Source organism: Microbacterium helvum (genome assembly GCF_014779795.1).
Lineage (GTDB): Bacteria > Actinomycetota > Actinomycetes > Actinomycetales > Microbacteriaceae > Microbacterium > Microbacterium helvum.
Map to the genome: position 1 here is coordinate 226461 of NZ_JACXZS010000004.1, position 24821 is coordinate 251281.

The following is a 24821-nucleotide window of genomic DNA, read 5'->3' on the forward strand; positions in this document are numbered from 1 at the left end:
GACGCTGGCCGGCCGCGCGCGCTGCACAGCCGTGCGCTGCAGCTCGACGGGCGCGGCGCAACTCCCAGCTCGACGCTGCAGCGCTGCCGAAACGCCCCGATCCGCGCCCCTCAGCTAGCAATTAGCTAGCGCGGGCCCGATCATGCCCCCGGCATGCGAAACGCCCGGCCGGACGTTTCCGCGTCTGACCGGGCGTTTCTGTGTGGTGCGCCCCCAGGGACTTGAACCCTGAACCCATTGATTAAGAGTCAATTGCTCTGCCGATTGAGCTAGAGGCGCATGTTTCGGATCACCCGAACACGAGGGACAACATTACATGAGGATTCGCCGGAGGTGAAATCGAGGCGGAGAGCTCCCCGGTATCCTTGGTCGTGTGACCACCCGATCCTCCGCCCCGACGTTCGACGCGCCGTACGACGGAGACCTTCGGGCGGATCTCGAACTCGCCATGCGTCTGGCCGATGCGGCGGACGCGGCATCCATGTCCCGCTTCGATGCGGCCGACCTCGACGTGAGCGTCAAGGCGGACGCGACCCACGTCACCGAGGCCGATCTCGCGACCGAGCGGGCGATCCGCACGCTGCTGAAGGCCGAGCGCCCCGGCGACGGGGTGTTCGGCGAAGAGTACGGGGTCACCGGCGACTCGTACCGACAGTGGATCATCGACCCGATCGACGGCACCGCGAACTATCTCAAGGGCATCCCGATGTGGACGACCCTGATCGCGCTCTCGATCGACGGGGTGCCGCGGGTCGGCGTCGCCAGCCAGCCGGCGATCGGCCGCCGCTGGTGGGCTGCCAGCGGACTCGGCGCGTGGACCGACGGCCCCGATGGCGAGCCCCAGCGACTCGCGGTGTCGACCGTCGACAGCATCGGCGCGTCGAGCGTGAGCTTCCAGAGCATCGCTCAGTGGCGGGATGCCGGCCGGCTCGACGCGCTCGAGCGGCTGACCTCTTCGGTCTGGCGCGACCGCGGCTACGGCGACGCGTGGCCGTACATGCTGCTCGCCGAGGGCCGGCTCGAACTCGTGGCCGAGTTCGACGTCAAGGAGTACGACATCGCCGCCCTGGTCCCGATCGTCACCGAGGCCGGCGGACGGTTCACGTCCTTCGACGGACGCGACTCGGTGTCGGAGCGCTCGTCGCTGGCGACGAACCGCGTGCTGCACGACGCGTACCTCGAACTGCTGCATCAGACCTGAACGATCCACCCTCCCATCCCCCACGGAGAACCCCGATGACCGCACCCCGCCTTCTCGGCGCCGCTGCTGCCCTCGCCCTGTCCGCCCTGGCGCTGTCAGGCTGCGCGGGCGCGCCCGAGGCCACGCCGGAGCCCACGACGTCGTCGGCTCCGACCGAGGTCGCGGCCCCTGAGCCGACGACGTCGTCGAAGCCCGCACCGACCGCCGCCGCCGACCCGACGTGCGAGACGCTGATCCCGGCCGACGTCGTGGCCGACTACGAGAGCGTCGGCGTGACCTCGCAGCAGTCCCCGATGTACATCGGCAGCACCGAGGTCAAGAACGGCATCCTCTGCATGTGGGCGAACTTCGACCAGCCTGCCAGTGACTCCGGCCAGATCTACGGCTGGGCGAAGCTGTCGGACGCCGCGGCGAAGGACGCCCAGGACGAGCTGGTCGACGAAGGCTGGGTGCTCGAAGAGGCCGATGACGCGGTCTACGTCACGGAGAGCCCCGATACGGCGCTCGTCACGGACGACGACGGCTACGGCATGACCTACCTGTTCGCCGACGGCCAGGTGAAGGTGGCCGACACCAAGCAGGGGCTGCTTCTCATCGAGTGGCCCAAGGGCTGACGCATGGCTGCCGGAGCCACGATGCACACGTTCGACGTGCAGTTGGCGGACGTCGATCGCGGCGTCTACGACGAGCTCTCGTTGCGTGTGGCGCGGCATCCCTCCGAGACCGACGCCTTCATGATGACCCGGCTGCTGGCGTATCTGCTCGAGTACGAGGAGGGCATCGCGTTCAGCGAGGGCATCTCGGCGACCGATGAGCCTGCCGTGCTGGTGCGCGACCTGACCGGCGCGCTGACCGCGTGGATCGAGGTGGGGGCTCCGGATGCCGCACGCCTGCACTCGGGAAGCATGCAGGCCGCGCGCACGGCGGTGTACACGCATCGCGACCCCGCCAAGGTTGCGGCGCAGTGGGCGGGCAAGCGCATCCATCGCGGGGACGAGATCCCGCTGCACAGCTTCGATCCCGGATTCATCGAGGCGGCAGCCGCCCTCGTCGAACGCCGCACGTCGATGACGATGTCGGTCACCGAGCGCCGCATCTACCTCGATCTGGGCGGTACGAGCCTCGAGAGCGCCATCCACACGCAGCCGGCGGTCTGACGGGCGCCCGCCGTCACGCAGGCAGGAAGTTCTCCCGCGCGAGCGGAGCGATGTCGAGCCGCTCGGCGTCGGCGCGGCTCACCCACCGCAGCTCTTCGATCTCGGCGGCCACCACCGGCTGCTGTCCGCCGATCTCGGCGGCGAAGACGTCCGCGACCACGACGAAGCCGGGCTCGTTCGCGGCGGCGGCGGTGAAGGACCCGAGCGGCACCATCCCCGCCACGTCGACGCGCACGCCCAGCTCCTCGAACAGCTCACGGGAGAGGGTCTCGGTCGGCGACTCCCCCGGCTCGGGCTTGCCGCCCGGCTGCATGAACGCCGTCGTCCCCGCTTTGCGCACCAGCAGCAGCTCGTTCGCCTCGTTCAGGATCACCGCAGCGGACACATGGATGCTGCGCACAGGGGTCGCGGCCGGGTTCGGGGTCGTCGTCACCCTGGCACGCTAACAGGTGGCGCGCATGTCGCTCGGCGTAGAATCACGTGTGCCTCCCCAATCGCCCGTGCCCTCCGACCTGCCGCCGAGCGGCATCGACCCCGACGATCTGGCGGTCGCCCTGCGGGTGCTCGACAGCCTCGCGGGCATCGACGAGGCGCACCCCGACTTCATCGCGGTGCGCCGCGCGACGGCGAAGATGTTCAAGGCGGTCAAGCGCCACCGCCGTCGCGAGATCCGCGATGCGATCGCGGCCGCCGACAAGGCCGTCGTCGCGGCCACGGCCACCGGGGCGCCCGACCGGATCGATGACGAGACCCGCGGCATCCCGATCACCTCGTCGACGACGGCACCCACCGCCGGCACCCTCATCAAGGCCCGCGCCTGCTACATCTGCAAGCAGCCGTACACCGTGGTCGACTCGTTCTACCACCAGCTGTGCCCGGACTGCGCAGCCATGAGCCACGCCAAGCGCAACGCCCGCACCGACCTCAGCGGCAAGCGCGCGCTCCTCACGGGCGGTCGCGCGAAGATCGGCATGTACATCGCCCTGCGGCTGCTGCGAGACGGAGCGCACACCACGATCACGACGCGCTTTCCTCGGGACGCCGTGCGCCGCTTCAGCAGCCTGCCCGACGCGGCGGAATGGATCGACCGGCTGAAGATCGTGGGCATCGACCTGCGCGATCCCGCGCAGGTCATCGGCCTCGCCGAGGACGTCGCGGCAGCCGGCCCGCTCGACATCCTCATCAACAACGCGACGCAGACGGTGCGCCGGTCGCCCGGCGCCTACCAGCCGCTGGTGGACGCGGAGCTCGCTCCGCTGCCGAACGGGCCGCTCCCCGAGCTCGTGACGTTCGGCCACACGAACGACCGGCACCCGCAGGCACTCGAGCGCTCGGTGACGGCGCACCCCATCCTCGCGGCCGCCGCCTCGCGCGCGGACGAGCTCACCGAGCAGGCCATGGCCGCCGGTTCCAGCTCGCTGGAGCGCCTCGCGGCCGGGACGGCGATCGACGCCGGCGGGCTCATCCCCGACCTCGACCACAGCAACTCGTGGGTGCAGCGCGTCGAAGAGGTCGACCCGCTCGAGATGCTCGAGGTGCAGCTGGCGAACACGACGGCGCCGTTCCTGCTCGTCTCCAAGCTGCGCCCGTCGCTGGCCGCATCCAGTGCCCGGCGCACCTACATCGTCAACGTCAGCGCGATGGAGGGCGTGTTCAACCGCGGCTACAAGGGCCCCGGACATCCGCACACGAACATGGCCAAGGCCGCGGTGAACATGCTCACCCGCACCAGTGCGCGCGAGCTGTTCGAGAGCGACCGGATCCTCATGACGAGCGTCGACACCGGCTGGATCACCGACGAGCGCCCGCACCCCACGAAGGTGCGCCTCGCCGAGGAGGGCTTCCACGCGCCCCTGGACCTCGTCGACGGCGCCGCGCGGGTGTACGACCCGATCGTGCGCGGCGAAGCCGGCGAGGACCTCTTCGGCGTGTTCCTCAAGGACTACTCCCCCGGCGCCTGGTGAGCCTTCCCGAGCCCGGCCGCCGGGTCGTCGTGCGGTACCTCCTTCCCACCGGACAGGCGACGGACGCGCTCGGCGAGCTGCTCAGCGCGGACGCGTCGACGATCGTCGTCGACGGCAAGCGCGGCCCCGAGCGCATTCCCCGCGGCGCGATCATCGCCGCCAAGGAGGTTCCCCCGCCACCGCCACCCCGGCGGCCTCGGACCGGTCCTTCGACGTAGCCCGTGCTGCGAACGTCTGAGGCCCGGAGCGCGGTGCGCCCCGGGCCCCGCCTGACTGCGATCAGACGCGCGGCGGATTCGCCGGCAGCCATTCGGCGAGCGTGGTCTCGAACACCTCCGCGCCGTCCACCGGCATGAGCGTGCGCTCCTCCATGCGGGCACCGAAGTACGGCGCCTCGGGATCCGTCACGACGTCGCGCGGATCGCCGCGGAACGTCAGTCCGCGGCGCACCATTTCGTCCAGGCCCATGATCTCGGGGCCCGCGATCTCGATGTCGGCGTTGAGCGGTGCGCCCGCGGCGGTGCGCCCGATGGCGGTGGCGACGTCCTCCGCGGCGATCGGCTGCACCAGGTTGTCCGGCAGGTGGATCGCCTCGTCCTTGCCGGAGACGGCCGCGATGCCGCTGATGAACTCGAAGAACTGCGTCGCGTGCACGAGCGAATACGGGATGCCCGACTCGCGGATCAGCTTCTCCTGCGCCGCCTTCGCCGCGAAGTACGCGATGCTGTTCGGGCGATCCGTGCCCACGACGGTGAGCGCCACGTGATGCCCCACCCCGGCCGCGCGTTCGGCCGCGATGAGGTTCGTCGTCGAGGTCGTGAAGAACTCCATGACGTCGTCGGGCGCGAACGACGGCGAGTTCGAGACGTCGACGACCACGTCGGCGCCGCTCATCACGTCACTGAGCCCCTCACCTGTGATCGTGTTGACGCCGGAGTTCGGCGACGCCGGGACCGCCTCATGACCGTGCGCAGTCAGTTTCGCGACGACCTTCGAGCCGATCAGGCCGGAGCCTCCGATGACGACGATCTTTGCCATGGTGTGCCTTTCGTTCGGGAGCACGTGTGCCGTGCTCACCAGCTCAGACCGCGGGGCCGGCCGATCTGTGACAAGTCGGCCGCAGTTCCAGCGCGTGAGCTTGTCGGGGTTCACGATGAGCCATGCCTCGAGGATCCGCCGACCGTGGACGCGCATGCCGAGGATGCCGGTCACCATGCCGCGCCGGCACACGACGATGCCGGGCCCCCCGTTCACCGCCTCGATCCGCAGCGTCGTCCTGCCAGAGAGCAGCACGTCGGCGAGGTACGCCGCCACGTCGGTCGCGCCCTCGATGGCCGTGACGGGGGCGGGCACGTGCCCGCCCCCGTCCACGGTCAAGATCACGCCGGGATCCAGCATCCTCTCGACTCCGCGCGCGTCACCGGCTTCCGCCGCCGCGAGCAGTCCCCGCGCGACGCGCCCGTCAGGGATCACGCACCCACCTGTGCGATGTTCGCCAGCTTGTCGGGGCTCATCACCCACAGGAGCTGATGGATGCCGTCGTCCCGCGCCGACACCGTCACGATCGTGGTGACGCGTCCGTCCTCGGTGAGCGTGGCCGCGGGCTGCCCGTTCACCTCGATCCAGTCGATCCGCTTGCCGGCCCAGAAATGGCTGGAGAACGCGGCGACGAACTTCGCCACCCGGCTGCGACCGGCGACGGGGATGCGGGCGGCGAGCTTCACGCCGTTTCCGTCGGTGTAGCTGATGACGTCCTCCGCGAACAGCCGCTCGAGGTCGCTGACGTCGCCCTTCTGCGCGGCCACGAGGAAGGCCTCGAGCAGGCGGCGCTGCTCGGTGGCGGCGACTGCGGCCCGCCTCGCCGACTCCAGGTGCTTGCGGGCGCGGCTGACGAGCTGGCGGGTGCTCGCGACGCTCGCCGAGATCACCTCCGCGATCCGCTCGTAGGGATAGTCCAACGCCTCGCGCAGGATGTACGCGGCGCGCTCGGTGGGGGTGAGCTTCTCCAGCATCAGCAGGATCGCGAACCCCAGCGCCTCGCCCCGTTCGGCGCCCAGGGCGGGGTCGTCGTCCGTGTTCACGGGCTCGGGCAGCCAGGGTCCGATGTACGTCTCGCGGCGGGCGTGAGCCGACTGCGTGGCGTTGATCGACAGGCGGGTCGCGATCGTCGCGAGGAACGCGGCCGGATCGTGGATGCCGGCACGGTCGGCGTTCTGCCACCGGATCCAGGTCTCCTGCACGATGTCCTCGGCGTCGGCGACCGTTCCCAGCATGCGGTAGCCGATCCCGAAGATTCGCCGGCGATGCGCGTCGAAGACGGCCACCGCGTGCTCAAGGTCGTGCGCGTCGCGGGGCTGGTCCATCGTGCTGTCCGCTCCCATCGCCGGACTCAGAGCACGCCTACGACCGCCGACAGCGCCTCGCGTCCGGCTGATGAGGCGGTCTGCCAGTCGTGGAACCTGGTCGCGGCGAGGGTGGCTTCGGGGCCGGGCAGCAGCTCCCACCGATCCAGCCGGGCGCCGAAGTACGTCGCGAGGGGATCAGCGACGACTTCCCGCTCATCCCGGCGGAATCGCAGCTCGCGCTCCGCGAGATAGCCGAGCTCGAACACCTCGGGACCGGCGACCTCTGCGATCGCACCGGTCGGACGTGCGAGCGCCGCACGAGAGACCGCCGCGGCGACATCGTCGGCCGCCATCGGCTGCAGGAGCACGTGCGCCACGTGGGCGATCCCCTGCCAGGTGGCAGCATCCGTGATGCTGCGCACGAACTCGAAGAACTGGGTCGCGTGGACGATCGAGTAGGGACGCCCTGACGCGACGAGCAGCCGCTCCTGCTCAGCCTTGGCTTGGAAGTACCCGCCCTCCGACGCGGCCAGGCGATCGGTGCCGACGACCGACAGCACGACGTGGTGGCGCACTCCGGCCGCCTCGCCGTAGGTGATGAGGTTGAGGGTCGACGCCGAGAAGAACTCGCGCGCGCCCGCCTCGTCCGTGTAGGAAGAGTTCGAGACGTCGACGATCGTCTCGACTGCGGACAGCGCGTCGGCGAGGCCTTCGCCTGTGAACGAGTCCACGCCGACGGCCCGTGCGACCACGACGACGTCATGGCCGGTCGCGCGCAGACCCGCGACCACCCTGGTGCCGATCAGCCCTGTTCCCCCGATGACAGCGATCCTCATGTCGAACCCTCTCTGCTCATCGCACGCGGGAACGCGCGCGTCGACAGCTGAGACCGGATGAGCCCAGCGGATGTGACAGGTTCGACGAAGTCCGGCCGATCTCGCGTGTCGGCGCGGGCGCCGCCGCCTCAGAGTTCGGTGACGTGCCCGGCATCGACCCGCCAGTGGCGATCGAGCTGCACCGCGTCGAGCATCCGCCGGTCGTGGGTGACCAGCAGCAGTGTTCCGCGGTAGGACTCCAATGCCTGCTCCAACTGCTCGATCGCCGGCAGATCGAGATGGTTCGTGGGCTCGTCGAGCACGAGCACGTTCACACCACGAGCCTGAAGCAGGGCGAGAGCCGCCCGAGTGCGCTCGCCCGGCGACAGCTCGCCGACGGGCCGTCCGACGTGGTCGGCTTTCAGGCCGAACTTCGCGAGCAGCGTCCGCACCCCGCCGGACTCCATCGCGGGCACGAGCTCTCCGAACGCGCCGGCGAGAGGCTGGGAGCCGACCAGCAGCGAACGCGCCTGATCGATCTCGCCGACCTCCACGTTCGCACCGAGCGCCGCGGTTCCCTCGCTCGGCTGCTGTCGTCCCAGCAGCGCCCGGAGCAGCGTCGACTTGCCCGCGCCGTTCGGGCCGGTGATGCCGATCCGCTCCCCGGCGTTCACCTGCAGCGACACCGGCCCCAACGAGAAGGTCCCCTGCGTGAAGACGGCCGCGCTCAGTGTCGAGACGACCGTGCTCGAGCGCGGCGCCGTTCCGATGGTGAACTCGAGCCGCCACTCCTTGCGAGGCTCCTCGACCTCTTCGAGCTGGGCGATCCGGCTCTCCATCTGCCGCACCTTCTGCGCCTGCTTCTCGCTGGATTCCACGGAGGCCTTGCGACGGATCTTGTCGTTGTCGGGCGATTTCTTCATCGCGTTGCGCACTCCCTGACTCGACCACTCCCGCTGCGTGCGCGCTCGGGCGACCAGGTCGGCCTTCTTCTCCGCGAACTCGTCGTACTTCTCCCGCGCATGCCGACGAACGGTCTCGCGCTCTTCGAGGTAGGCGTCGTACCCGCCCCCGAAGACACGGTTCGCGTGCTGTGCGAGATCGAGCTCCAGCACCCGGGTGACGCTGCGTGCGAGGAACTCGCGGTCGTGGCTGACCAGCACCACGCCGCCGCGAAGCCCCCGCACGAAGGCCTCGAGGCGCTCGAGACCGTCGAGGTCGAGGTCGTTGGTGGGCTCGTCGAGCAGCACGATGTCGAAGCGCGACAGCAGCAGCGCCGCGAGCCCGACGCGCGCGGCCTGGCCTCCCGACAGAGATGTCATGAGCGCGTCCTCCGCGGGGATGCCGCCGAGATCCAGCCCGAGGTCGGCGAGCACCATCGGGACGCGCTCCTCCAGGTCTGCCGCGCCGCTGGCCAGCCAGCGGTCGAGCGCCGCCGAGTAGACGTCGGCCGGATCGACGCCGCCGCCGGACGACACCGGCTCCGCGAGTGCGGCGGCTGCGGCATCCATCTCTCTCGTCGCCTGCGCGCATCCCGTTCGACGCGAGATGTACTCCGCGACCGTCTCACCCTCGACGCGTTCATGCTCCTGCGGCAGCCAGCCGACGAACGCGTCCGACGGTGAGAGACTCACCGAGCCGGCCTGCGGCTCGTCGATGCCGGCGAGCAGCCGCAGCAGCGTGGACTTGCCCGCTCCGTTGGCGCCGACGACGCCGACGACGTCTCCCGGAGCGACAGTCAGATCCAGTGAGTCGAAGAGCGTCCGGTGGCCGTATCCCCCGGCCAATCCGCGCGCGACGAGGGTTGCGGTCATGGAACGATTCTCTCAGCGAGGGCGTGACGGTTCGGCGCGCGGGTCCGCGTGCGAAAGGATGACGGGCGTGGAACATTTCGACACGATCGTCGTCGGCGCGGGCGTCTGCGGGCTGTCGGCCGCCAAGCTGCTCGCCGATGCCGGGCAGAATGTGGTGGTGCTCGAGGCGCGGGATCGCATCGGGGGACGCGTCCACACCGACCGCGCGGGCGGGGTCGCCACCGACCTCGGCGCCTCATGGATCCACGGGGTCACGGGCAGCCCGGTCGCCGCGGCAGCCGACGCGTTCGGCATGCGCACCGTCGAGTTCACCGTCGGGGGCTACCAGCCCGACAGCCGTCCGATCGCGTACTACGGTCCGGATGGGAAGAGACTGCCGGATGCTGCCGCCCAGGGCTTCATCGAAGACATCCGCGCCGTCGACACGGCGCTGCCGGACGTCGTGGCCGCTTCGGCGTCAGGCGATTCGTACCGTGACGTGACCGAGCGGGCTCTCGCACGGCAAGGCTGGGATGCCGAGCGCACGCAGCGCGTGCGCGAGTATCTCGAGCATCGGTCGGAGGAGCAGTACGGCGCCTGGATCGAGGACCTCGCCGCGCACGGTCTCGACGACGACTCGATCGACGGCGACGAGGTCGTGTTCCCGGACGGCTACGACGTCCTGCCGGCCCGGCTGTCCGTGGGCCTGGACGTGCGGCTGGCGCACATCGTGTCGCGCGTCGACTGGTCGGACGGGCGGGTTGCAGCGACGACCGACCGAGGCACGTTCAGCGCGAAAGCCGCCGTCGTGACCGTTCCGGTGGGGGTGCTGCAGTCTGACGCGTTCACCATCACCCCCGAGCTGCCCGAGCCGGTCGCCGGCGCCCTCGGCCGGCTGCGGATGAACGCGTTCGAGAAGGTGTTCCTGCGATTCCCGACGAAGTTCTGGGACGACGACGTCTACGCGATCCGGCAGCAGGGGCCGGAGAGCGTGTGGTGGCACTCCTGGTACGACCTCACGGGGCTGCACGGCGTGCCGACGCTGCTGACGTTCGCGGCCGGGCCGGCCGCCGACGCAACCCGCGGCTGGTCGAACGCCGACCTCGTGGAATCGATCCTCGTTCAGCTGCGGCGTCTGTACGGCGACCGCGTCGAGAATCCGACGCGCGTCGACATCACCGCGTGGCAGGACGACCCGTTCGCGCACGGATCATACGCGTACATGGCCGTCGGCTCGACCACCGCCGACCACGACGACCTCGCCACCCCGATCGGCGGCATCCTGCACCTCGCCGGCGAGGCGACCTGGACGGACGACCCCGCCACCGTCACCGCGGCGATCCTGTCGGGCCATCGCGCCGCAGGCAACGTGCTCGGCCGCGATGTGCTCATCGAGCGGCTGTGGGCCGAGCACGCCACCCCGTAGACCGGCCTCTCATCGCGGACTACCGTCGCTGACATGAGCGTACGCAAGACGATGGTCCAGACGACGACCATCGCCCTTGGCGACGCACACTACCTGCTCGCCCAGGGCCACGACTACGAGGAGCTGAAACAGCGGATCGATCTAGTGCTGGTGCGCGAGGCGCTCCCGACGCAAGACATGTGGCACAGTGACGGGGTGACCGAACGCGATCTCGTTGCCGCGGCTGAGGCCGTCCGTGCTGCCTCAGAGTCGCGTGCGCGACAGCGCCGACTGGGAGTGCAGCTGGAGAAAGCGGGGGTGCTCGTCGAGGCGCGGCGCGGCGAGCTGGCCGAGCTGCAGCGGAAGCTGCGGGTGGAGCAGTCCGACGTGCGCCGACTCGAGAAGCTGTCGCCGACGAAGATCTGGGCGACGCTGCGCGGAGACACCGCCGATCGCCTGGCCGTCGAACGCGCCGAAGCGGATGCCGCCGCCCTCGCGGTCGCCGGCGCACAGGCGCGGCTCGACAGCGCAGTCGCCGACGTCGCACGACTCCGCAGCGCGCACGACGCACTGCGCGGAGCGGATCAGGCGTACGGCGGGGCGCTGGCCGTCTACGAGGTCGCCCTGCGCGCGACCGGCGGCGGCGAGGCTGCGGCGCTGGCAGAGATCGCGGACGGACTGGGCGTCGCCGCCGCACGTCAGCGCGAGATCGCGGAGGCAGTCGACGCGCTGCGTACCACGAGAGCCGCGCTGGACGAAGCCCGGACCAAGCTGGACAGCGCCGGCGGCTGGTCGACGTACGACACGTTCTTCGGGGGCGGCTTCGTCGCCGACATGATCAAGCACTCGAACATCAGCGAGGCCACGCACGCGTTCACCGAGGTCAATCGAGCGCTCGAGCGGCTTTCCACAGAACTCGCCGACATCGGCGCCTCGGGCCTCGACGGGGTCGCGATCTCAGAGTCTCTGGCGGTCTTCGATGTGCTGTTCGACAACATCCTGAGCGACTGGATGGTGATGGACCGCATCTCCGAAGCGCGGGCGGACGCCGAGGAACTGGATGACCGCCTCGCTCGGCTCGCGGAGGTGCTCGCCACCCGCGCCGGAGAGAATTCGGCGCGGATCGGCGCACTGCTCGAGCGGCGCGAGGCCATCCTCACGGCGGCCTGAACAGCGGGCCGAGAGCCCCCGACGAGCGAGGACGTCCGGCGCGACGGGTCTCCGCATCCAGCAGCCGAGCCATGCCGCGGAAGTCGCGCATCAGAACGGCCTCGAGGACGAATGTCGGCAGCAGCGCGACGAGCCGAAGCCCCCCTGCCACGTCTCCTGCAGCGACATGACGTCGTTTCCCCAGCTCTTTGCGGTGGGCAGCGAGCGTCTGGCGGGTGTGCTCCTCCATCCAATCCCATTCCTGCTGCGACAGGACCGCGTCTGCCACGGGCACGATGTCCTCCTCCTCTTGACGCAGATGGCCCTGCAGCGTGTCGCGAAGCGACTCGATGTCGCTCGCGAATGCATCGCGGAGCGCGGGGTCGGCCGCCTCCATCCAGGGAACCAGCTGGGGTTCGATACCCGCCAGGTGCGAGGCGACCTCCGCATGCTGCGCACGCATCTGCTCGACATGCACGGCGCACCCCGGATCGCGAGCGGCGAGCCGGTCCCACAGCGCGATGTCTTCGGTCTCGTGATGCATGTGCAGCGCGTAGAAGTCGAGGTGTGCATACCGCCCGACGACCGCTGCGCGGCCGACGTCGCCGCCGTCGACCTCCCGCACCAACTGCGGCAGCTCGCGGTAGAGCCATCGGAAGATTCGGTGCACGAGGATCAGGCCCGACGTGTCACAGCCAGGGTGTTGCCCCTCCGGCATGTCGCCAGACGACGGCAGGCTGCTCACCACGGCGAACCCCCCAGTTCCCCGTCCGTCGATCACCCGGGCCAGAATCCGGAAAGGCGGACAGCCGCACGATACACCTCCGCGAGCGACCGCGACATAGCCGTTTCGAACAGCTCTCCCCAGAAACGACGAAAGCCCCTCGATCCCTACTCTCGTAAGGGATCGAGGGGCTTCCTCGTTGGTGACAACGGCAGTGGAGATGGGGGGAATCGAACCCCCGTCCATCGCTGAGTAACGGCGGCTTCTCCGGGCGCAGTCTGTACGAGCGTTCTACTCGGCTCCGACCTTTGTCACAGACACCTAAGTCGACGAGCCCATCCTGAAAAGAGTCCCGCGTGACGCTCAGGCGACGTCACGCAGCAAGATCCCTAGATGACGCCAATACCCGTGACGGGATCAGTCACGGATTGACGGACTCGGGCTCGCTGCTCAGGCAGCGAGGGCGAAGTCGGACTGCTTCTTTTCGGCAGTTATTGGTTTGCAGGGGGCGTTCACGAGATAACCCTGCATCCTCGGCCCGCTTCTCGCAGATTCACAGGCGATGTCGAAACCGATCATCCCCGTGCCTCGTTCGAGGTGTTCCTTCTGTCGAAGGGCCGTTGTCACACTGTGGAGTTGCCAAACCCGGAGCCGAAGCATCCGAGCACGTCAGTCTACAACGAGTTCATCGCGACAGCCATTCCCGCCGGGCAAACTTGCCTAGTCTGAAGGTCACTCACCCCAGGAGCCTCGTGACCCCTCGACACGCGATCGCAGTCCTCGCCACCGCCCTGCTCGCCTTCAGCATGTCCGCCTGCGCCGGCTCGAACCCGCCGGCGGCGGACGCCGAAGCCACAGCGACCTCGCCAGAACCCTTTCCCTCAGCCACGCCAGAACTCTCCCCGACTCCGACTCCCGGCGCCAGCGTGCCCGCCGCGGTGCCGACGTGCGACGACATCTCCACGACCGAGTTCGACGAATCGGTGACCGAGAACGGCTGGACGTCCTGGCAACTGCCCTACGAGGGCGTCGGCGGCAGTCCCTTCGACGCCTTCACGTCGGGCGCTCCTGCCGGATCGATCTCGTGCCGCTGGGGCGAGGACCCGACTCTCGCCACAGACAACGTCATCGACCTCGCGTGGGCTCCGATCGGACCGGATGCCGCCTCCGCAGCACAGCGCCAGCTCGAGGCCGAGGGCTACGAACGGATCGAGACGACAGAGGGTGTGTACCTCGCGATGCGTGGCGAAGACGGCTGGGCGGACGAGGAGGGCTTCGCACAGGCGTACCTCTTCACGCCCGATGACGTTCGGTGGGCGATGTTCAAGGACGAGCTCCGGTTCGTCCAGGCGCCCGGCGAGGCGTAGGACGTAGAGTCGGCAGCATGAGCGACGTCGTCATCACGGTCCGCGGGGAGCACGAGACCCGCATCGCCCCGGAGCGTGCCATCGCGCACCTCACGATCCGCGCCGAAGGTCCCGAACGCGGCGCCGTCGTCGAACGCATGGCCGCGCTCACCGAGCCGGTGCGCGACGACCTGGCCGCCCGCAAGGCCGCGGGCACGGTGCCTGAGTGGACCAGCCAGCGCGTGTCGGTGTGGTCGGAGCGTCCCTGGAACAACGAGGGCAAGCGCCTTGCGCCCGTCCACTACGCGAGCGTCGACTTCTCGGTCACCTTCACGGACTTCACGGTGCTGTCGTGGTGGGCCGGCGAAGTCGCCGAGCGCGAGGGCGTGCAGCTCGGTTGGATCGAATGGCTGCTCACTCCCGAGACACGTGCGCAGACCGAGAAGGATGTCGCCACACAGGCCGTGGGCGTCGCGGTCGCGCGCGCCGAGGCGTACGCCGGAGCGCTGGGCCTGGCTAACGTCAGCGCCATCGAGATCGCCGACCTCGGCCTGCTGTCGCACCCGGAGCAGTCGCCCGCACCCGCGCCGCGCATGATGATGGCCAAGGCGGCCTACGCCGCGGATGCGGGCGGAGCTCCGGCCGTCCAACTGCAGCCCGAAGACATCGTGGTCTCAGCCGGCGTCGAGGCGCGCTTCGTCGCCCGCTGAGACTCGGGCCGACACCCGGACGGACGCCGCACACGGGGTGCGGCATCCACTCGGCGAAGCCGGGGCTACTCGCCCAGGCGATTGCGACTGCGCATCGCGCGCTCGGCCTCGCGCTTGTCTTCGCGCTCTCGGATGGTCTGGCGCTTCTCGTACTCGCGCTTGCCCTTCGCGACCGCGATCTCGACCTTCGCGCGTCCGTCGGAGAAGTACAGCTTCAGCGGGATCAGCGTGTACCCGCCCGCCGAGATGGCATGCGAGAGCTTGACGATCTCTTCCTTGTGCAGCAGCAGCTTGCGCGTGCGCTTGGACGAGTGATTCGTCCAATGCCCCTGCGAGTACTCCGGGATGTGCACGGCATCGAGGAACGCCTCGCCGTTGTCGATGTAGGCATAGCCGTCCGACAGGTTCGCACGGCCTTCGCGCAGCGACTTCACCTCGGTGCCGGTGAGCACGAGGCCCGCCTCGTACGTCTTCTCGATCGCGTACTCGTGGCGTGCGCGACGATTGGTCGCCACGACCTTCTCCCCGCGTTCCCTGGGCATGGCGTCTCCTACGGTTGCTGAGCTTGTCGAAGCATGCCGCACCGGGTGCACGGCAGCCTGTCAGTCTACCCTTCGACGAAGCCCGGGCGACTCACGCGCGCAGCCAGCGCCGGATCGCGAAGCCTGCGGACAGCGCCGCCAGTGCCACGCCCACGAGGATCAGGACCGGGACGACCAGCCAGGCGTCGCCGAGGTCCACCCACGTCGTGACGAAGTCGACGCGATTGCGCAGGTACTTGTCGACGCCGAAGTACACCCCGGCGAGCACCGCCCCGCTCGCGAGCAGCGATCCCAGCAGCGCCGCGAACACGCCCTCGAGGATGAACGGCGTCTGGATGAACCGATTGGATGCTCCGACCAGGCGCATGATGCCGAGCTCTCGTCGACGCGCGTAGGCCGACAGCCGGATCGTCGTCGCGATCAGCAGCACGGCGGCGATGAGCATGAGCGCCGCGATGCCGACCGCGATGTAGGTCGCGATCGTGAGCGCCGAGAAGAGCGGATCGAGGTACTGCATCTGGTCCTTGACGTCTTCGACGCCCTGGGTGCCGCTGAACGCCTCGAGGAGCACGTCCGACTGCGACGGATCGACGAGCGTGATACGGAACGTCTCGTTCACCTGGTCCGGCGTGATGACGCTCGCGTTGTCTTCCCCGGCCAGGTCGACGTACTCCTGATACGCCTGCTCGTGGTTCAGGAACACCATCTCGCGGATGAGCGGCGCCAGCGCACTGCCCTCGAGCTTCGCCTTCACCTCGTCGACCTGCTCGGGCGTCGCCTCGCCGTTCACGCAGGTGGCCGCGGTCGAGATGTTCGTGCACATGTACACCGCGACCTGCGCGCGTTCCACCCAGAAGTCCCGCATCGTCGCGATCTGCATCTGCATGAGGATCGCGGCGCCCACGAAGGTCAGCGAGACGAACGTCACCAGCACGACCGACACGACCATCGACAGATTGCGGCGCAGGCCCGACAGCGCCTCCGACAGGATCAGCCCGAACCTCATGACGTCGGCCCCACTTCGTCGCCGTCCGCGTCGTCGCGGCCCAGACCGAGGCGGTCCGCGAGTCCCAGCTCTTCGACATCGATGTCGGCGAGTTCGACCGGGATCGTCGGGGGCTGCGCCGTCGACGGCTTCGCCGGGGTGGATGCCGCGTCCGCCGCATCCTCGTCGGCACCGGCATCCGGCTCCGGTGTACGGGCCTCCGGCGCGGGTGCCGTCGGCTGGGCCGAGGCGGCGGGCGCGATCGGTGCGCGCGACGCCGGCGCGACCGACGGCGTGGGGGCGGCGGCGTCCGGCTCTTCGGCACCGGCAGCATCGTCCTCGTCGTCGGGCACGATCGTGGGGTCGAGGCCCGCCGCGGCGGCGATCGCGGCCTCTCGCTGAACCCCGAGCACGGCGGTCAGTGCGGCGACCGCGGCTGCGCCGCGCTCGGGTTCGGGCGCCAGGCTCGGCAGGCTCGAGGTGTCGCCGTAACCGCCGTGGCGCTCGTCGCGCACCATCTCGCCGTGGCTCAGCTCGATCACGCGGCGCTGCATCTGATCGACGAAGCCGGCCTCGTGCGTGGCCATGACGACCGTCGTGCCACCGGCGTTGATGCGCGCGAGCAGCTGCATGATGTCGACCGACGTGGCCGGGTCGAGGTTTCCGGTCGGCTCGTCGGCGAGCAGGATCTGCGGGCGGTTAGCCAGCGCGCGGGCGATCGCCACGCGCTGCTGCTCACCACCGGACAGCTCGTGCGGGAACCGCTTCTCTTTGCCCGCGAGACCGACGAGTGCGAGCACCTCGGGCACGGCCTGCTGGATGAACCCGCGCGAGGACCCGATCACCTGCAGCGTGAACGCGACGTTCTGGAACACCGTCTTGGTCGGCAGCAGCCGGAAGTCCTGGAACACCGCACCCACGTGGCGCCGGAAGTACGGCACCTTGCGGTTCGAGAGCGTCCGGAGGTCGCGGCCGAGGACGACGACCCGCCCCTCGCTGGGAGTCTCTTCGCGGAGGATCATGCGCAGGCACGTCGATTTGCCCGACCCCGAGGCGCCGACGAGGAAGACGAACTCGCCGCGGAGCACCTCGAAGTCGACGTCGGTCAGGGCGGGCTTCGCGGTGCCGCGATAGCGTTTCGTGACGTTCTCGAACCGGATCATGGCTGTGTCAGCCTAAGCGGATGCCCTGCCCGAGCGCCCAGCGACACTCAGGGCCGCGGCATCCACCCTTCGGCAGGGTCGGGGAACGGGATCAGTCGTCGTCGTCCTTGCGCTTGCGCCAGCGGATACCGGCGGAGATGAAGCCGTCGAGGTCGCCGTCGAAGACCACGGCCGGGTTGCCGACCTCGTGGCCGGTGCGCAGGTCCTTCACGAGCTGCTGGCCGTAGAGGAAGTACGAGCGCATCTGGTCGCCCCAGCTCGCGGTGATGACGCCCGCCAGCTCCTTCTTCTTGGCCGCTTCCTCCTCGCGCTGCAGCAGCATGAGCCGGGTCTGCAGCACGCGCATCGCGGCCGCGCGGTTCTGGATCTGCGACTTCTCGTTCTGCATCGACACCACGATGCCGGTCGGGATGTGCGTGATGCGCACGGCGGAGTCCGTCGTGTTGACCGACTGACCGCCCGGGCCGGACGAGCGGAACACGTCGACGCGGATGTCACCCTCGGGCACCTCGACCTCTTGCGCCTCTTCCATGACGGGGATGACCTCGACAGCGGCGAAGCTCGTCTGGCGCTTGTCGGCCGAGCCGAACGGGCTGATGCGGGCCAGGCGGTGCGTGCCCGCCTCGACCGACAACGTGCCGTAGGCGTACGGTGCGTCGACCTGGAATGTGGCCGACTTGATGCCGGCACCCTCGGCGTACGACGTGTCCATCACCTTGACGGGGTACTTGTGGCGCTCTGCCCAGCGCAGGTACATGCGCATCAGCATCTCGGCGAAGTCGGTGGCGTCGTCGCCGCCGGCCCCCGAGCGGATGGTGACGACCGCTGAGCGGTCGTCATACTCGCCGTCGAGGAGCGTCTGCACCTCGAGCTGGCTGATGATGTCTTCGAGCTCGGCGATCTCACGGCGCGCCTCTTCTGCGGAGTCCTCGTCGTCCATCTCGTTGGCGAGCTCGACGAGGACGTCGAGGTCGTCGAGGCGCTGCTCGACATCGGTGACGCGCTTGAGCTCGGCCTGGCGGTGGCTCAGGGCGCTGGTCACCTTCTGCGCCTTGTCGACGTCGTCCCAGAGGTCGGGGGCACCGGCCTCGTCGCTGAGACGGGCGATGTCGGCGGTGAGTGCCTCGACGTCGACCACGGCCTTGATGTCGGCGAACGTGGAGCGCAGGGCCTGGATATCGGCGGAGGGATCGAAGTCGAGCATGACACTCCAGACTAACGTGGAAGCGATGAGTGAACGCGCCGGCTCCCCCACCGCACGGGACGTGCTGTGGCGGTTCGGGCCGATGGTCTACGGCCCTACCGTACTGTTCGCCCTGGGCGAGGGCGCGGTGATCCCGCTCATTCCGGTCATCGCGGCGCAGCTCGGCGCCGACGTGGCGACGGCGGCGCTCGTCGCGTCCGCGCTCGTCGTCGGACAGCTGTGCGGCAACCTGCCCGCGGGCTGGGCGGTGGCCCGCATCGGCGAGCGCCTCACGATGGCGATCGCGGGCGTCATCTCGCTCGCCGGGATCGTCGGCATGGCGCTGGCCCCGTCGCTGGGCGTGTTCGCGATCGCGGTCTTCCTGATCGGCTTCTGCGCCGCGGCGTTCGGTCTGGCGCGTCACTCGTTCATGACCACGCGCGTGCCGCTGTCGTTCCGAGCCCGCGCCCTGTCGCTGCTGGGCGGCACGTTCCGCCTCGGCATGTTCGTCGGCCCGTTCATCGCCGCGGGGCTTCTGGCCGTGTTCGGCGACGAGCATGCCACGATCTGGTTCTTCGGTGGATGCCTCGTCGCCACGGTCCTGCTGGTGCTCTTCGGTCCCGACCCCGAGAAGCAGCTGCCGGCGCCTGCGGCCCCGCGCGCGGCATCCGATCTGACCGAGGACACCGGCGAGCCCGTGACCGGCTCCATCCCGACCTCGGAGCGCACCGGCGTGATCCGCACCATGTGGCGCCATCGGCGCGTGCTCTCGACGCTCGGCCTGGCGGCGGCATCCCTCTCCGCGGTCCGCTCGGCGCGCCAGGTGGTTCTGCCGCTCTGGGGCGTGTCGATCGGACTCGATGCGCAGACGATCGCGCTCGTGGTCGGCATCTCGGGCGCGATCGACTTCGCCCTGTTCTATGCGAGCGGCCAGGTGATGGACCGGTTCGGCCGGTTGTGGGCGGCGCTTCCGGCCATGATCCTCATGGGCGCGGGCTTCATCGCGCTCTCGTTGACGCACGATCTGCCGCAGGCGGCCATGTGGTTCGCGATGTTCGCGGCGGTGCTCGGAGTCGGGAACGGCCTGTCGAGCGGCATCCTGCTCACCCTCGGCGCCGACGTGGCACCGAAGTCGGATCCCGCCGCGTTCCTCGGGTCGTGGCGCACGCTCACCGACGCGGGCGGCGCGATCGCCCCCCTCATCGTGTCGGGACTCGCGGCGATCGCCTCGCTGGCGGTCGCGACGGGTGTGATGGGCGGGATCGGGCTCCTCGGCGCCCTCGCCTTCATCCGCTGGGTGCCGCGCTACGTGCCGCGAGCCAGCGCCTGACTGAGCTCATACCCACGAGCGCCGTACGGCCTCCGCCCCCAGCTGGATGCGGGTCGTGACCCCCGCGCGCTGCATGAGCTCGGCGATCCGGCGCTGGGCGGTGCGCAGCGAGATGCCCAGCTGCGCGGCGGCCGCGGCATCCGTCAGTCCGAGCAGCAGCAGCTTCAGCAGCTCTCGGTCGGCGTCGACGCGCGGATCGCCGTCGGCACGGGTGAGGAACTGCGTGGCCGCCGACCAGAACTCCTCGAAGATCGCCATGATGAGGTCGAGCATGCCGCTCGGGTGGATGAGCAGGGCGCCGAAGCCGCGATCGTCGTCCTGGGAGTGCATCGGCACCAGCGCCATGCGGTCGTCGCCGATGAACATCCGCGTCGGCAGCGTCGGCAGCACCCGGATGTCCTCCCCCACGGCCGCGCTCTCCTGAGCGAGCTGCAGGAAGCCGGGTCGTTCGAGGACGCCGCTCTCGACGATCACGCGGTACCGGACGCCGCCCACCGGATCGGATCGGCCTCGCGACCGGTCGCCACGATCGGCCTGATCGTGCCGGACGCCGCCTACTACTTCCCGCCCGTCATCCGCGGCGTCGGCGAGGCCGCGCGCGCTGCCGGCATCCGCATCGTGCTCGGCACCACGAACTACGACCCGCGCGAAGAGATCCACCAGCTGGCGCGGCTGGACGCCGGTGGCGCCGACGCCATCATGCTCGTGACGGCGCGGCCCGGCGTGGACGACGTCACGACGTGGCAGGCGATCGCCGGCATCCGCACGCCCGTCGTCCTGGTGGAGCGCTCCGCCGACGGCGCGCCCACGACGCTGCGCGTCGATTCCGTGCGATCGGATCACGGCTTCGGCGCCGAACTCGCCGTCGATCACCTGGCCGAGCGCGGCCATCGCGGGGTGGGACTGCTGCTGCGCGAGACCGCGACCGCCCCCTGGGTGGCTGACGGACACCGGCGCGCCACGCGCCGTCACGGCATGACCGACGCCCCGGTCGTGTTCGCCCCGTCGCTGAGGTGGGGCGACGGCTCCACCTCAGACGTGCTGCGCGGGTTCCTCGACGACTGCCTGGCCGCCGGCATCCGCGCCGCCGTGGTGCTTCCCGACGACCTCGCCGTGAGCCTCCTCGGGATCGCAGAGGGCCGCCGACTGCGCGTGCCGGAGGATTTCGCGATCGTCGCGTACGACGACGAGATCGCGTCCTTCGCCACGGTGCCGCTCACCGCGATCGCACCGCCGAAACTCGCCGTGGGCAGGCGAGCGCTCGAAGCGTGCCTGGCCCGGCTCGAGCAGGGCGATCTCGCCCCGTCGCAGCGGATCCAGCTCACACCGACCCTCAACGTGCGCGAGTCCACCTGAACCGACGGCGTGCGGAGAGAAGCAGCATCCACCTCCCGCCATCCGATCACCACAGCATGGCGACGAGGTCTGCGAACACCTCCTCGGGGTCGTGCTCGAGACCGCGACGCGCGAACCACGTCGACACGTTGACCACATCGCGGTACAGGAAGTCGAGCCCCTGCGGGTTCGCCGCGACATCGACGATCTGCGGCAGGTCGATCACGACGATCCGCCCGTCCTGGTCGAGCAGGTTGTACGGCGAGAGGTCGCCATGAGCGAATCCCGCCCTGGCGAACGCCTCGAGGATGCCGACGACCTGGTCGAACGCGCCACGCAGCTCTTCGCCGTGACGCCGGCTCTGAGCCAGACGCGGAGCGGCCGTCCGGCCCTCGCCGACGAACTCCATGAGCACCTCGGTGTCGCTCACCTGGACCGGGTAAGGCACCGGCACGCCCGCGCGCCACGCACGGCACAGCGCCTCGAACTCGCTCGCCGCCCAGTGCCCGGCCGCGACCGAACGACCGTAGGCCGTCTTGCGCTGCACGGCGCGGGCGTCACGGGTGTTGCGCATCGTCCGTCCCTCTTCGTACGCGCCGGATCGATGGAAATCGCTGTGATGCGCGTTGCGATAGCGCTTGGCGGCGAGCAGCACACCGGGGGTGCCCGGCACCGCGCGCTCGATGAGGTGGACGTCGGCCTCCTTGCCGGTCTTGACGACACCCAGCTCGGTATCGAACGCCCCGGCCGCCGTGACGACCCACTGCGGATGCGGAAGCGGGCCCCGCTGCGTGGGCGGGGAGGCCGGCCACGTGGACCAGCGCTGATCAGGGCCGGGCTCGAGGTCCGGCGAGAGGATTGCGGAAGACACGTCGAAGCGTGCAGAAGACATCGGATGGACTCCAGAACAGGAGGCCGCCGACGCTCAACGGGTGCGGGCGACCTCGGGGGAAAGGAAGGGGATCTGGGGCTCGACGAAGACAGCCATCACACGACCTCCTTCCGTTTCCGGGGCGCCTGGGGCGCCGACCGCCCCACTCTAGCCCAGCCCGCGGTGCCGCATCCATCCCCTCCTCGACGCACAGCGAGCGCGACACCCCCTATCGTTGGCGCATGCCGAGTGTGCTCATCGAAGTCCGCCGGGCCTACACGCCCGAGCAGGAAGTCGCCATCATCGATGCCGTCCACGCCGCGCTGGTGCAGGCGTTCAAGATCCCCGACGAGGATCGCTTCAGCCGGCTGCTGTCGTACCCGCCGCATCGCATGGTCGACGGACCACTGCCCGGCGAGGCCGACGGCTACACGCGGGTCACGATCGACTGCTTCCCCGGCCGGTCGCTCCAGGCGAAGCAGGCGCTGTATCGCGGGATCGTCGAGCGCCTCGAACCGCTCGGCATGCCGCGCGAGAAGGTCTCGATCCTGCTGCGCGAGAGCACCTTCGAGAACTGGGGCCTCTCGGGCGAGGCCGCCGAGGAGTCCGGGCTCGGCTTCACCGTCGCCGTCTGAGCCGTCGCGTCTGGCACCGTCGCCGTCTGAGCCGTCGCGTCTGACACCGTCACGGTCTGACACCGTCGCGGTCTGACACCGTCGGCTTCTGAGCCGATCGCCTGTGCGCGTGACGGCGGCCGCGGGCATCGCCCGCGGCCGCCGCATCCCGTACGGGGAACGGGATTCTACTGACCGACGATGAGGCCTCCGTCCGTCACCGTCAGCGACGACGACTCGTGGCAGCTCGGCGCGATGTCACGCTGGGCCGGGTTGGTGCTGTCATACGACACCTTCCACGAGTAGTCCCCCGCGGCTACCGCAACGGTGTTGGCCGACGACACCGCCTGCGGCGACGGGCCCGCGACTGTCACGGGGTCAGACGTGTACAGCAGTGTGCCGTCGCACGTCAGGCCCTTGTAGAGCTGGAACGTCGCCGTGCCCGCCATGTCGCCGCCCGCGCTCGCCGACACCGTCACGGTGTCGTTGGGCACCCAGGACTGCGTGGTGAACATCTTGGACGGGACGGAGGTGACCGTCACGTCCTCGTTGCCGTCGTTGCAGGCTGCGTTGTGCGTCAGACCGCTGGTGTTCGGCGACGACCCGCTGTACGTGGCGACCCAGTGGTAGGTCCCGGCAGCCGTCGGCGTGAACGAGCCGCTGCCGTACGTGCCGTTGCCGCTCACGGGGATCGCGCTGGACGTGAATGCCGGCGTCCCGTTGCAGTCGTCATCGGCAGGACCGTACGCCGTGAACGTGATCGTGCCGTCGGCGGGCGTCAGGTTCTGCGGCGCTGCGGTCTCGATGATGTTCGCGGTCGGCTTGGTCGCCGTCCCGCCCAGGCTGGCCGAGTCGCTCACCGGGTTGCCGAGCACGACGTCGTCGCTCGCGGTCGTCGACAGCGTCGGTGTCACCGGAGTGACCTCGAAGCACTCGTTCGTGCCGTCGTCGCTCGACCCCGGGATGTTCTGCGCGACGCTGCCGCTGTACACGGCATGCCAGCAGTACGTGCCCACGGAGGTCACCCAGGCTGACGGCGACGTGGCGGCGCCGTTGCTGAGCGCAACCTTGCCGATCTCGGTGTTCGTCCCGGCGATGCACGCTCCCGCATTCGTCTTGCACAGCGAGAACGTCACGTCGCCGGTCGGGATCGAGTTGCCGCCGACCGCGGTCACCGTCGCGACATCCTTCACCTCGACGACACCGGTGCCGATCGAGACCGAAGAGCCGAGCGGCGTGCCCGCGGCGGTCGACGCGACCGTCTCGGTCTTGGACGTGCAGCTGCTGAGCGAGATCTTGCGCAGGATCGTGTCCTTGTAGTCTGCGGTGTCGGAGTTGCCCGTCACCGTGCTCGGAATCACGTTGGCGAACGCGAGACACGACCCGTCGGAGCCCATCCCGTTGTCGGTGAGGTTGATCGCGGCCTCACCGCGGAACCCGTCGGGACTGAACAGGGCCGAGTAAGTGCCGGCCACGAGGACCGTCGCCGGCCCGAGCACCAGATTCGGAGCCGTGCCCGACCACTTGCGGACATACAGTGTCGTGCTGCTGCCCTGCTGGTCCCACAGGATCAGGAAGTCGCCCGCCTGCCGGTTGGCCCACGGGTTGCAGCCGGCGATCAGCTGCGCCTGCGTCGCCGTGTCGTACGCGCACGCCGCCGGCGCCGCGTTCTTCATGAACTCGTACGCGATGAAGCCGCTGCCGGTCTCCTTGTCGCGCGCCCACGCGAAGTAGAGGTAGTCCTTGCCGCCGATGCGGCTGGCAGACAGCCACGCGGTGTTGAGGTCGACCTGCGCATTCGGGTTCGTCAGGTCCAACGTGGGCGGGACGTCGTTGTGGATGACGCCGATCTTGGTCGTGCTCGCGTTGACGGGTCCGAGCTCCTTCACATTGCCGTTCGGATCGCTGTATGACGTCGTCCCCGCGTCGGGGACGGCTCCGTCGATGTTGAAGCCGCCGAGCACCACCGCGGATGCCGACGTCGCTGTGCCGATGATCGTCGCTGCCACCAGACAGCTCACGATCGCTGCGGCGATCCCTGCTCGCCGCCGTTGTACACGCATGGCTTTCCCCTTTCCCCAGGCCATTGCTGGCCCTAGGCTAGGAACCGCGTGGGGACGCGACCATCGGGTGTATGCGCAGGGGGTTGGGGGAAACTCCCTAGGGCGCCCGTCCCAGCGAGGCACGCG

At 69.6% G+C, this 24821-nt stretch carries 25 protein-coding genes, 1 tRNA gene and 1 other RNA gene; 12 read left to right on the plus strand and 15 right to left on the minus strand.

The features are described from left to right. Positions 1–203 precede the first annotated feature (203 nt). Positions 204–279: transfer RNA gene (locus IF188_RS08080), tRNA-Lys, on the minus strand. Positions 280–373: 94 nt separating this feature from the next. On the opposite strand from IF188_RS08080, the gene IF188_RS08085 reads away from it, so the two are divergent. From IF188_RS08085 to IF188_RS08095, 3 genes are read left to right on the plus strand one after another with little or no spacing between them, the layout of a single operon-like run. Continuing rightward, on the plus strand, positions 374–1201 hold the full coding sequence (locus tag IF188_RS08085) for an inositol monophosphatase family protein (protein ID WP_191171267.1): 828 nt from the start codon (positions 374–376) through the stop codon (positions 1199–1201). Between the two features lie 35 nt (positions 1202–1236). Beyond that, complete coding sequence (locus IF188_RS08090; RefSeq protein ID WP_191171268.1) at positions 1237–1815, plus strand: hypothetical protein; 579 nt, start codon at positions 1237–1239, stop codon at positions 1813–1815. Between the two features lie 3 nt (positions 1816–1818). After that, the gene (locus IF188_RS08095) at positions 1819–2358 is read left to right on the plus strand and encodes a YaeQ family protein (RefSeq protein WP_191171269.1); all 540 of its coding nucleotides are present in this window, start codon (positions 1819–1821) and stop codon (positions 2356–2358) included. 13 nt (positions 2359–2371) lie between these two features. Here the strand turns inward: IF188_RS08095 and IF188_RS08100 are convergent, their stop codons facing one another. Further along, complete coding sequence (locus IF188_RS08100; RefSeq protein ID WP_318152834.1) at positions 2372–2791, minus strand: NUDIX hydrolase; 420 nt, start codon at positions 2789–2791, stop codon at positions 2372–2374. A gap of 25 nt (positions 2792–2816) precedes the next feature. Between IF188_RS08100 and IF188_RS08105 the strand changes: the two genes are divergently transcribed. Both IF188_RS08105 and IF188_RS08110 read left to right on the plus strand, forming a co-directional pair. Then, on the plus strand, positions 2817–4322 hold the full coding sequence (locus IF188_RS08105; RefSeq protein WP_191171270.1) for an SDR family oxidoreductase: 1506 nt from the start codon (positions 2817–2819) through the stop codon (positions 4320–4322). Next, positions 4319–4540, plus strand: a complete 222-nt coding sequence (locus tag IF188_RS08110) for a putative acetyltransferase (protein ID WP_191171271.1) — start codon at positions 4319–4321, stop codon at positions 4538–4540. The genes IF188_RS08105 and IF188_RS08110 overlap by 4 nt, the downstream gene beginning before the upstream one ends. A 61-nt stretch (positions 4541–4601) precedes the next feature. Here the strand turns inward: IF188_RS08110 and IF188_RS20520 are convergent, their stop codons facing one another. The 4 genes from IF188_RS20520 to IF188_RS08130 all read right to left on the minus strand — a co-directional run bounded on the left by IF188_RS20520 (position 4602) and on the right by IF188_RS08130 (position 9296). After that, positions 4602–5795, minus strand: a complete 1194-nt coding sequence (locus IF188_RS20520) for an NAD(P)H-binding protein (protein ID WP_318152835.1) — start codon at positions 5793–5795, stop codon at positions 4602–4604. Beyond that, a complete protein-coding gene (locus tag IF188_RS08120) occupies positions 5792–6685 on the minus strand; it encodes an RNA polymerase sigma-70 factor (RefSeq protein WP_191171272.1) in 894 nt (297 codons plus the stop codon). The genes IF188_RS20520 and IF188_RS08120 overlap by 4 nt, the downstream gene beginning before the upstream one ends. 26 nt (positions 6686–6711) lie before the next feature. After that, positions 6712–7503 carry an SDR family oxidoreductase gene (locus IF188_RS08125; RefSeq protein ID WP_191171273.1) on the minus strand — a complete coding sequence of 264 codons (792 nt, stop codon included), beginning with the start codon at positions 7501–7503 and terminating at the stop codon, positions 6712–6714. Positions 7504–7631: 128 nt separating this feature from the next. Beyond that, complete coding sequence (locus tag IF188_RS08130; RefSeq protein WP_191171274.1) at positions 7632–9296, minus strand: ABC-F family ATP-binding cassette domain-containing protein; 1665 nt, start codon at positions 9294–9296, stop codon at positions 7632–7634. A gap of 67 nt (positions 9297–9363) precedes the next feature. Here IF188_RS08130 and IF188_RS08135 point away from each other — a divergent pair, with 67 nt between their 5' ends. Both IF188_RS08135 and IF188_RS08140 read left to right on the plus strand, forming a co-directional pair. Then, complete coding sequence (locus tag IF188_RS08135) at positions 9364–10701, plus strand: flavin monoamine oxidase family protein (RefSeq protein ID WP_191171275.1); 1338 nt, start codon at positions 9364–9366, stop codon at positions 10699–10701. A gap of 33 nt (positions 10702–10734) precedes the next feature. Continuing rightward, the gene (locus tag IF188_RS08140; protein WP_191171276.1) at positions 10735–11850 is read left to right on the plus strand and encodes a coiled-coil domain-containing protein; all 1116 of its coding nucleotides are present in this window, start codon (positions 10735–10737) and stop codon (positions 11848–11850) included. Here IF188_RS08140 and IF188_RS08145 read toward each other — a convergent pair. After that, the gene (locus IF188_RS08145; RefSeq protein ID WP_396652749.1) at positions 11837–12799 is read right to left on the minus strand and encodes a hemerythrin domain-containing protein; all 963 of its coding nucleotides are present in this window, start codon (positions 12797–12799) and stop codon (positions 11837–11839) included. The genes IF188_RS08140 and IF188_RS08145 overlap by 14 nt on opposite strands. Continuing rightward, positions 12766–13136: a transfer-messenger RNA gene (ssrA, locus tag IF188_RS08150) on the minus strand. Before ssrA ends, IF188_RS08145 begins: the two co-directional genes overlap by 34 nt. A 169-nt stretch (positions 13137–13305) precedes the next feature. On the opposite strand from ssrA, the gene IF188_RS08155 reads away from it, so the two are divergent. Beyond that, entirely contained in the window at positions 13306–13920 is a 615-nt protein-coding gene (locus IF188_RS08155) for a hypothetical protein (RefSeq protein WP_191171278.1), read from the plus strand. A 17-nt stretch (positions 13921–13937) separates the two neighbouring features. Beyond that, positions 13938–14609, plus strand: a complete 672-nt coding sequence (locus IF188_RS08160) for an SIMPL domain-containing protein (protein WP_191171279.1) — start codon at positions 13938–13940, stop codon at positions 14607–14609. Between the two features lie 65 nt (positions 14610–14674). Here IF188_RS08160 and smpB read toward each other — a convergent pair whose 3' ends face one another. The 4 genes from smpB to prfB form a co-directional block, all read right to left on the minus strand. Continuing rightward, positions 14675–15151 carry an SsrA-binding protein SmpB gene (gene smpB / locus IF188_RS08165; protein WP_191171280.1) on the minus strand — a complete coding sequence of 159 codons (477 nt, stop codon included), beginning with the start codon at positions 15149–15151 and terminating at the stop codon, positions 14675–14677. 91 nt (positions 15152–15242) lie between these two features. Continuing rightward, positions 15243–16157: a permease-like cell division protein FtsX gene (ftsX, locus tag IF188_RS08170; RefSeq protein WP_191171281.1), complete on the minus strand. Its 915-nt coding sequence runs from the start codon at positions 16155–16157 to the stop codon at positions 15243–15245. Next, entirely contained in the window at positions 16154–17299 is a 1146-nt protein-coding gene (gene ftsE / locus IF188_RS08175; RefSeq protein ID WP_191171282.1) for a cell division ATP-binding protein FtsE, read from the minus strand. The genes ftsX and ftsE overlap by 4 nt, the downstream gene beginning before the upstream one ends. A 91-nt stretch (positions 17300–17390) precedes the next feature. Beyond that, positions 17391–18503, minus strand: a complete 1113-nt coding sequence (gene prfB / locus IF188_RS08180) for a peptide chain release factor 2 (protein ID WP_191171283.1) — start codon at positions 18501–18503, stop codon at positions 17391–17393. Positions 18504–18528: 25 nt separating this feature from the next. Between prfB and IF188_RS08185 the strand changes: the two genes are divergently transcribed. Beyond that, the gene (locus tag IF188_RS08185; RefSeq protein WP_191171284.1) at positions 18529–19812 is read left to right on the plus strand and encodes an MFS transporter; all 1284 of its coding nucleotides are present in this window, start codon (positions 18529–18531) and stop codon (positions 19810–19812) included. Between the two features lie 6 nt (positions 19813–19818). Here IF188_RS08185 and IF188_RS08190 read toward each other — a convergent pair whose 3' ends face one another. After that, positions 19819–20307: a helix-turn-helix domain-containing protein gene (locus tag IF188_RS08190; protein WP_191171285.1), complete on the minus strand. Its 489-nt coding sequence runs from the start codon at positions 20305–20307 to the stop codon at positions 19819–19821. Positions 20308–20349: 42 nt separating this feature from the next. On the opposite strand from IF188_RS08190, the gene IF188_RS08195 reads away from it, so the two are divergent. Beyond that, positions 20350–21168 (plus strand): LacI family DNA-binding transcriptional regulator, encoded by an 819-nt coding sequence (locus tag IF188_RS08195; RefSeq protein WP_396652750.1) that lies wholly within the window; start codon positions 20350–20352, stop codon positions 21166–21168. Positions 21169–21214: 46 nt separating this feature from the next. On the opposite strand, the gene IF188_RS08200 is transcribed toward IF188_RS08195, so the two are convergent. Further along, positions 21215–22018: a serine protein kinase RIO gene (locus IF188_RS08200; protein ID WP_318152836.1), complete on the minus strand. Its 804-nt coding sequence runs from the start codon at positions 22016–22018 to the stop codon at positions 21215–21217. Between the two features lie 242 nt (positions 22019–22260). Here IF188_RS08200 and IF188_RS08205 point away from each other — a divergent pair, with 242 nt between their 5' ends. Further along, positions 22261–22653 (plus strand): tautomerase family protein, encoded by a 393-nt coding sequence (locus tag IF188_RS08205; protein WP_191171287.1) that lies wholly within the window; start codon positions 22261–22263, stop codon positions 22651–22653. A gap of 167 nt (positions 22654–22820) precedes the next feature. On the opposite strand, the gene IF188_RS08210 is transcribed toward IF188_RS08205, so the two are convergent. Further along, positions 22821–24695: a hemagglutinin gene (locus IF188_RS08210; protein ID WP_191171288.1), complete on the minus strand. Its 1875-nt coding sequence runs from the start codon at positions 24693–24695 to the stop codon at positions 22821–22823. Between the last annotated feature and the right edge of the window lie 126 nt (positions 24696–24821).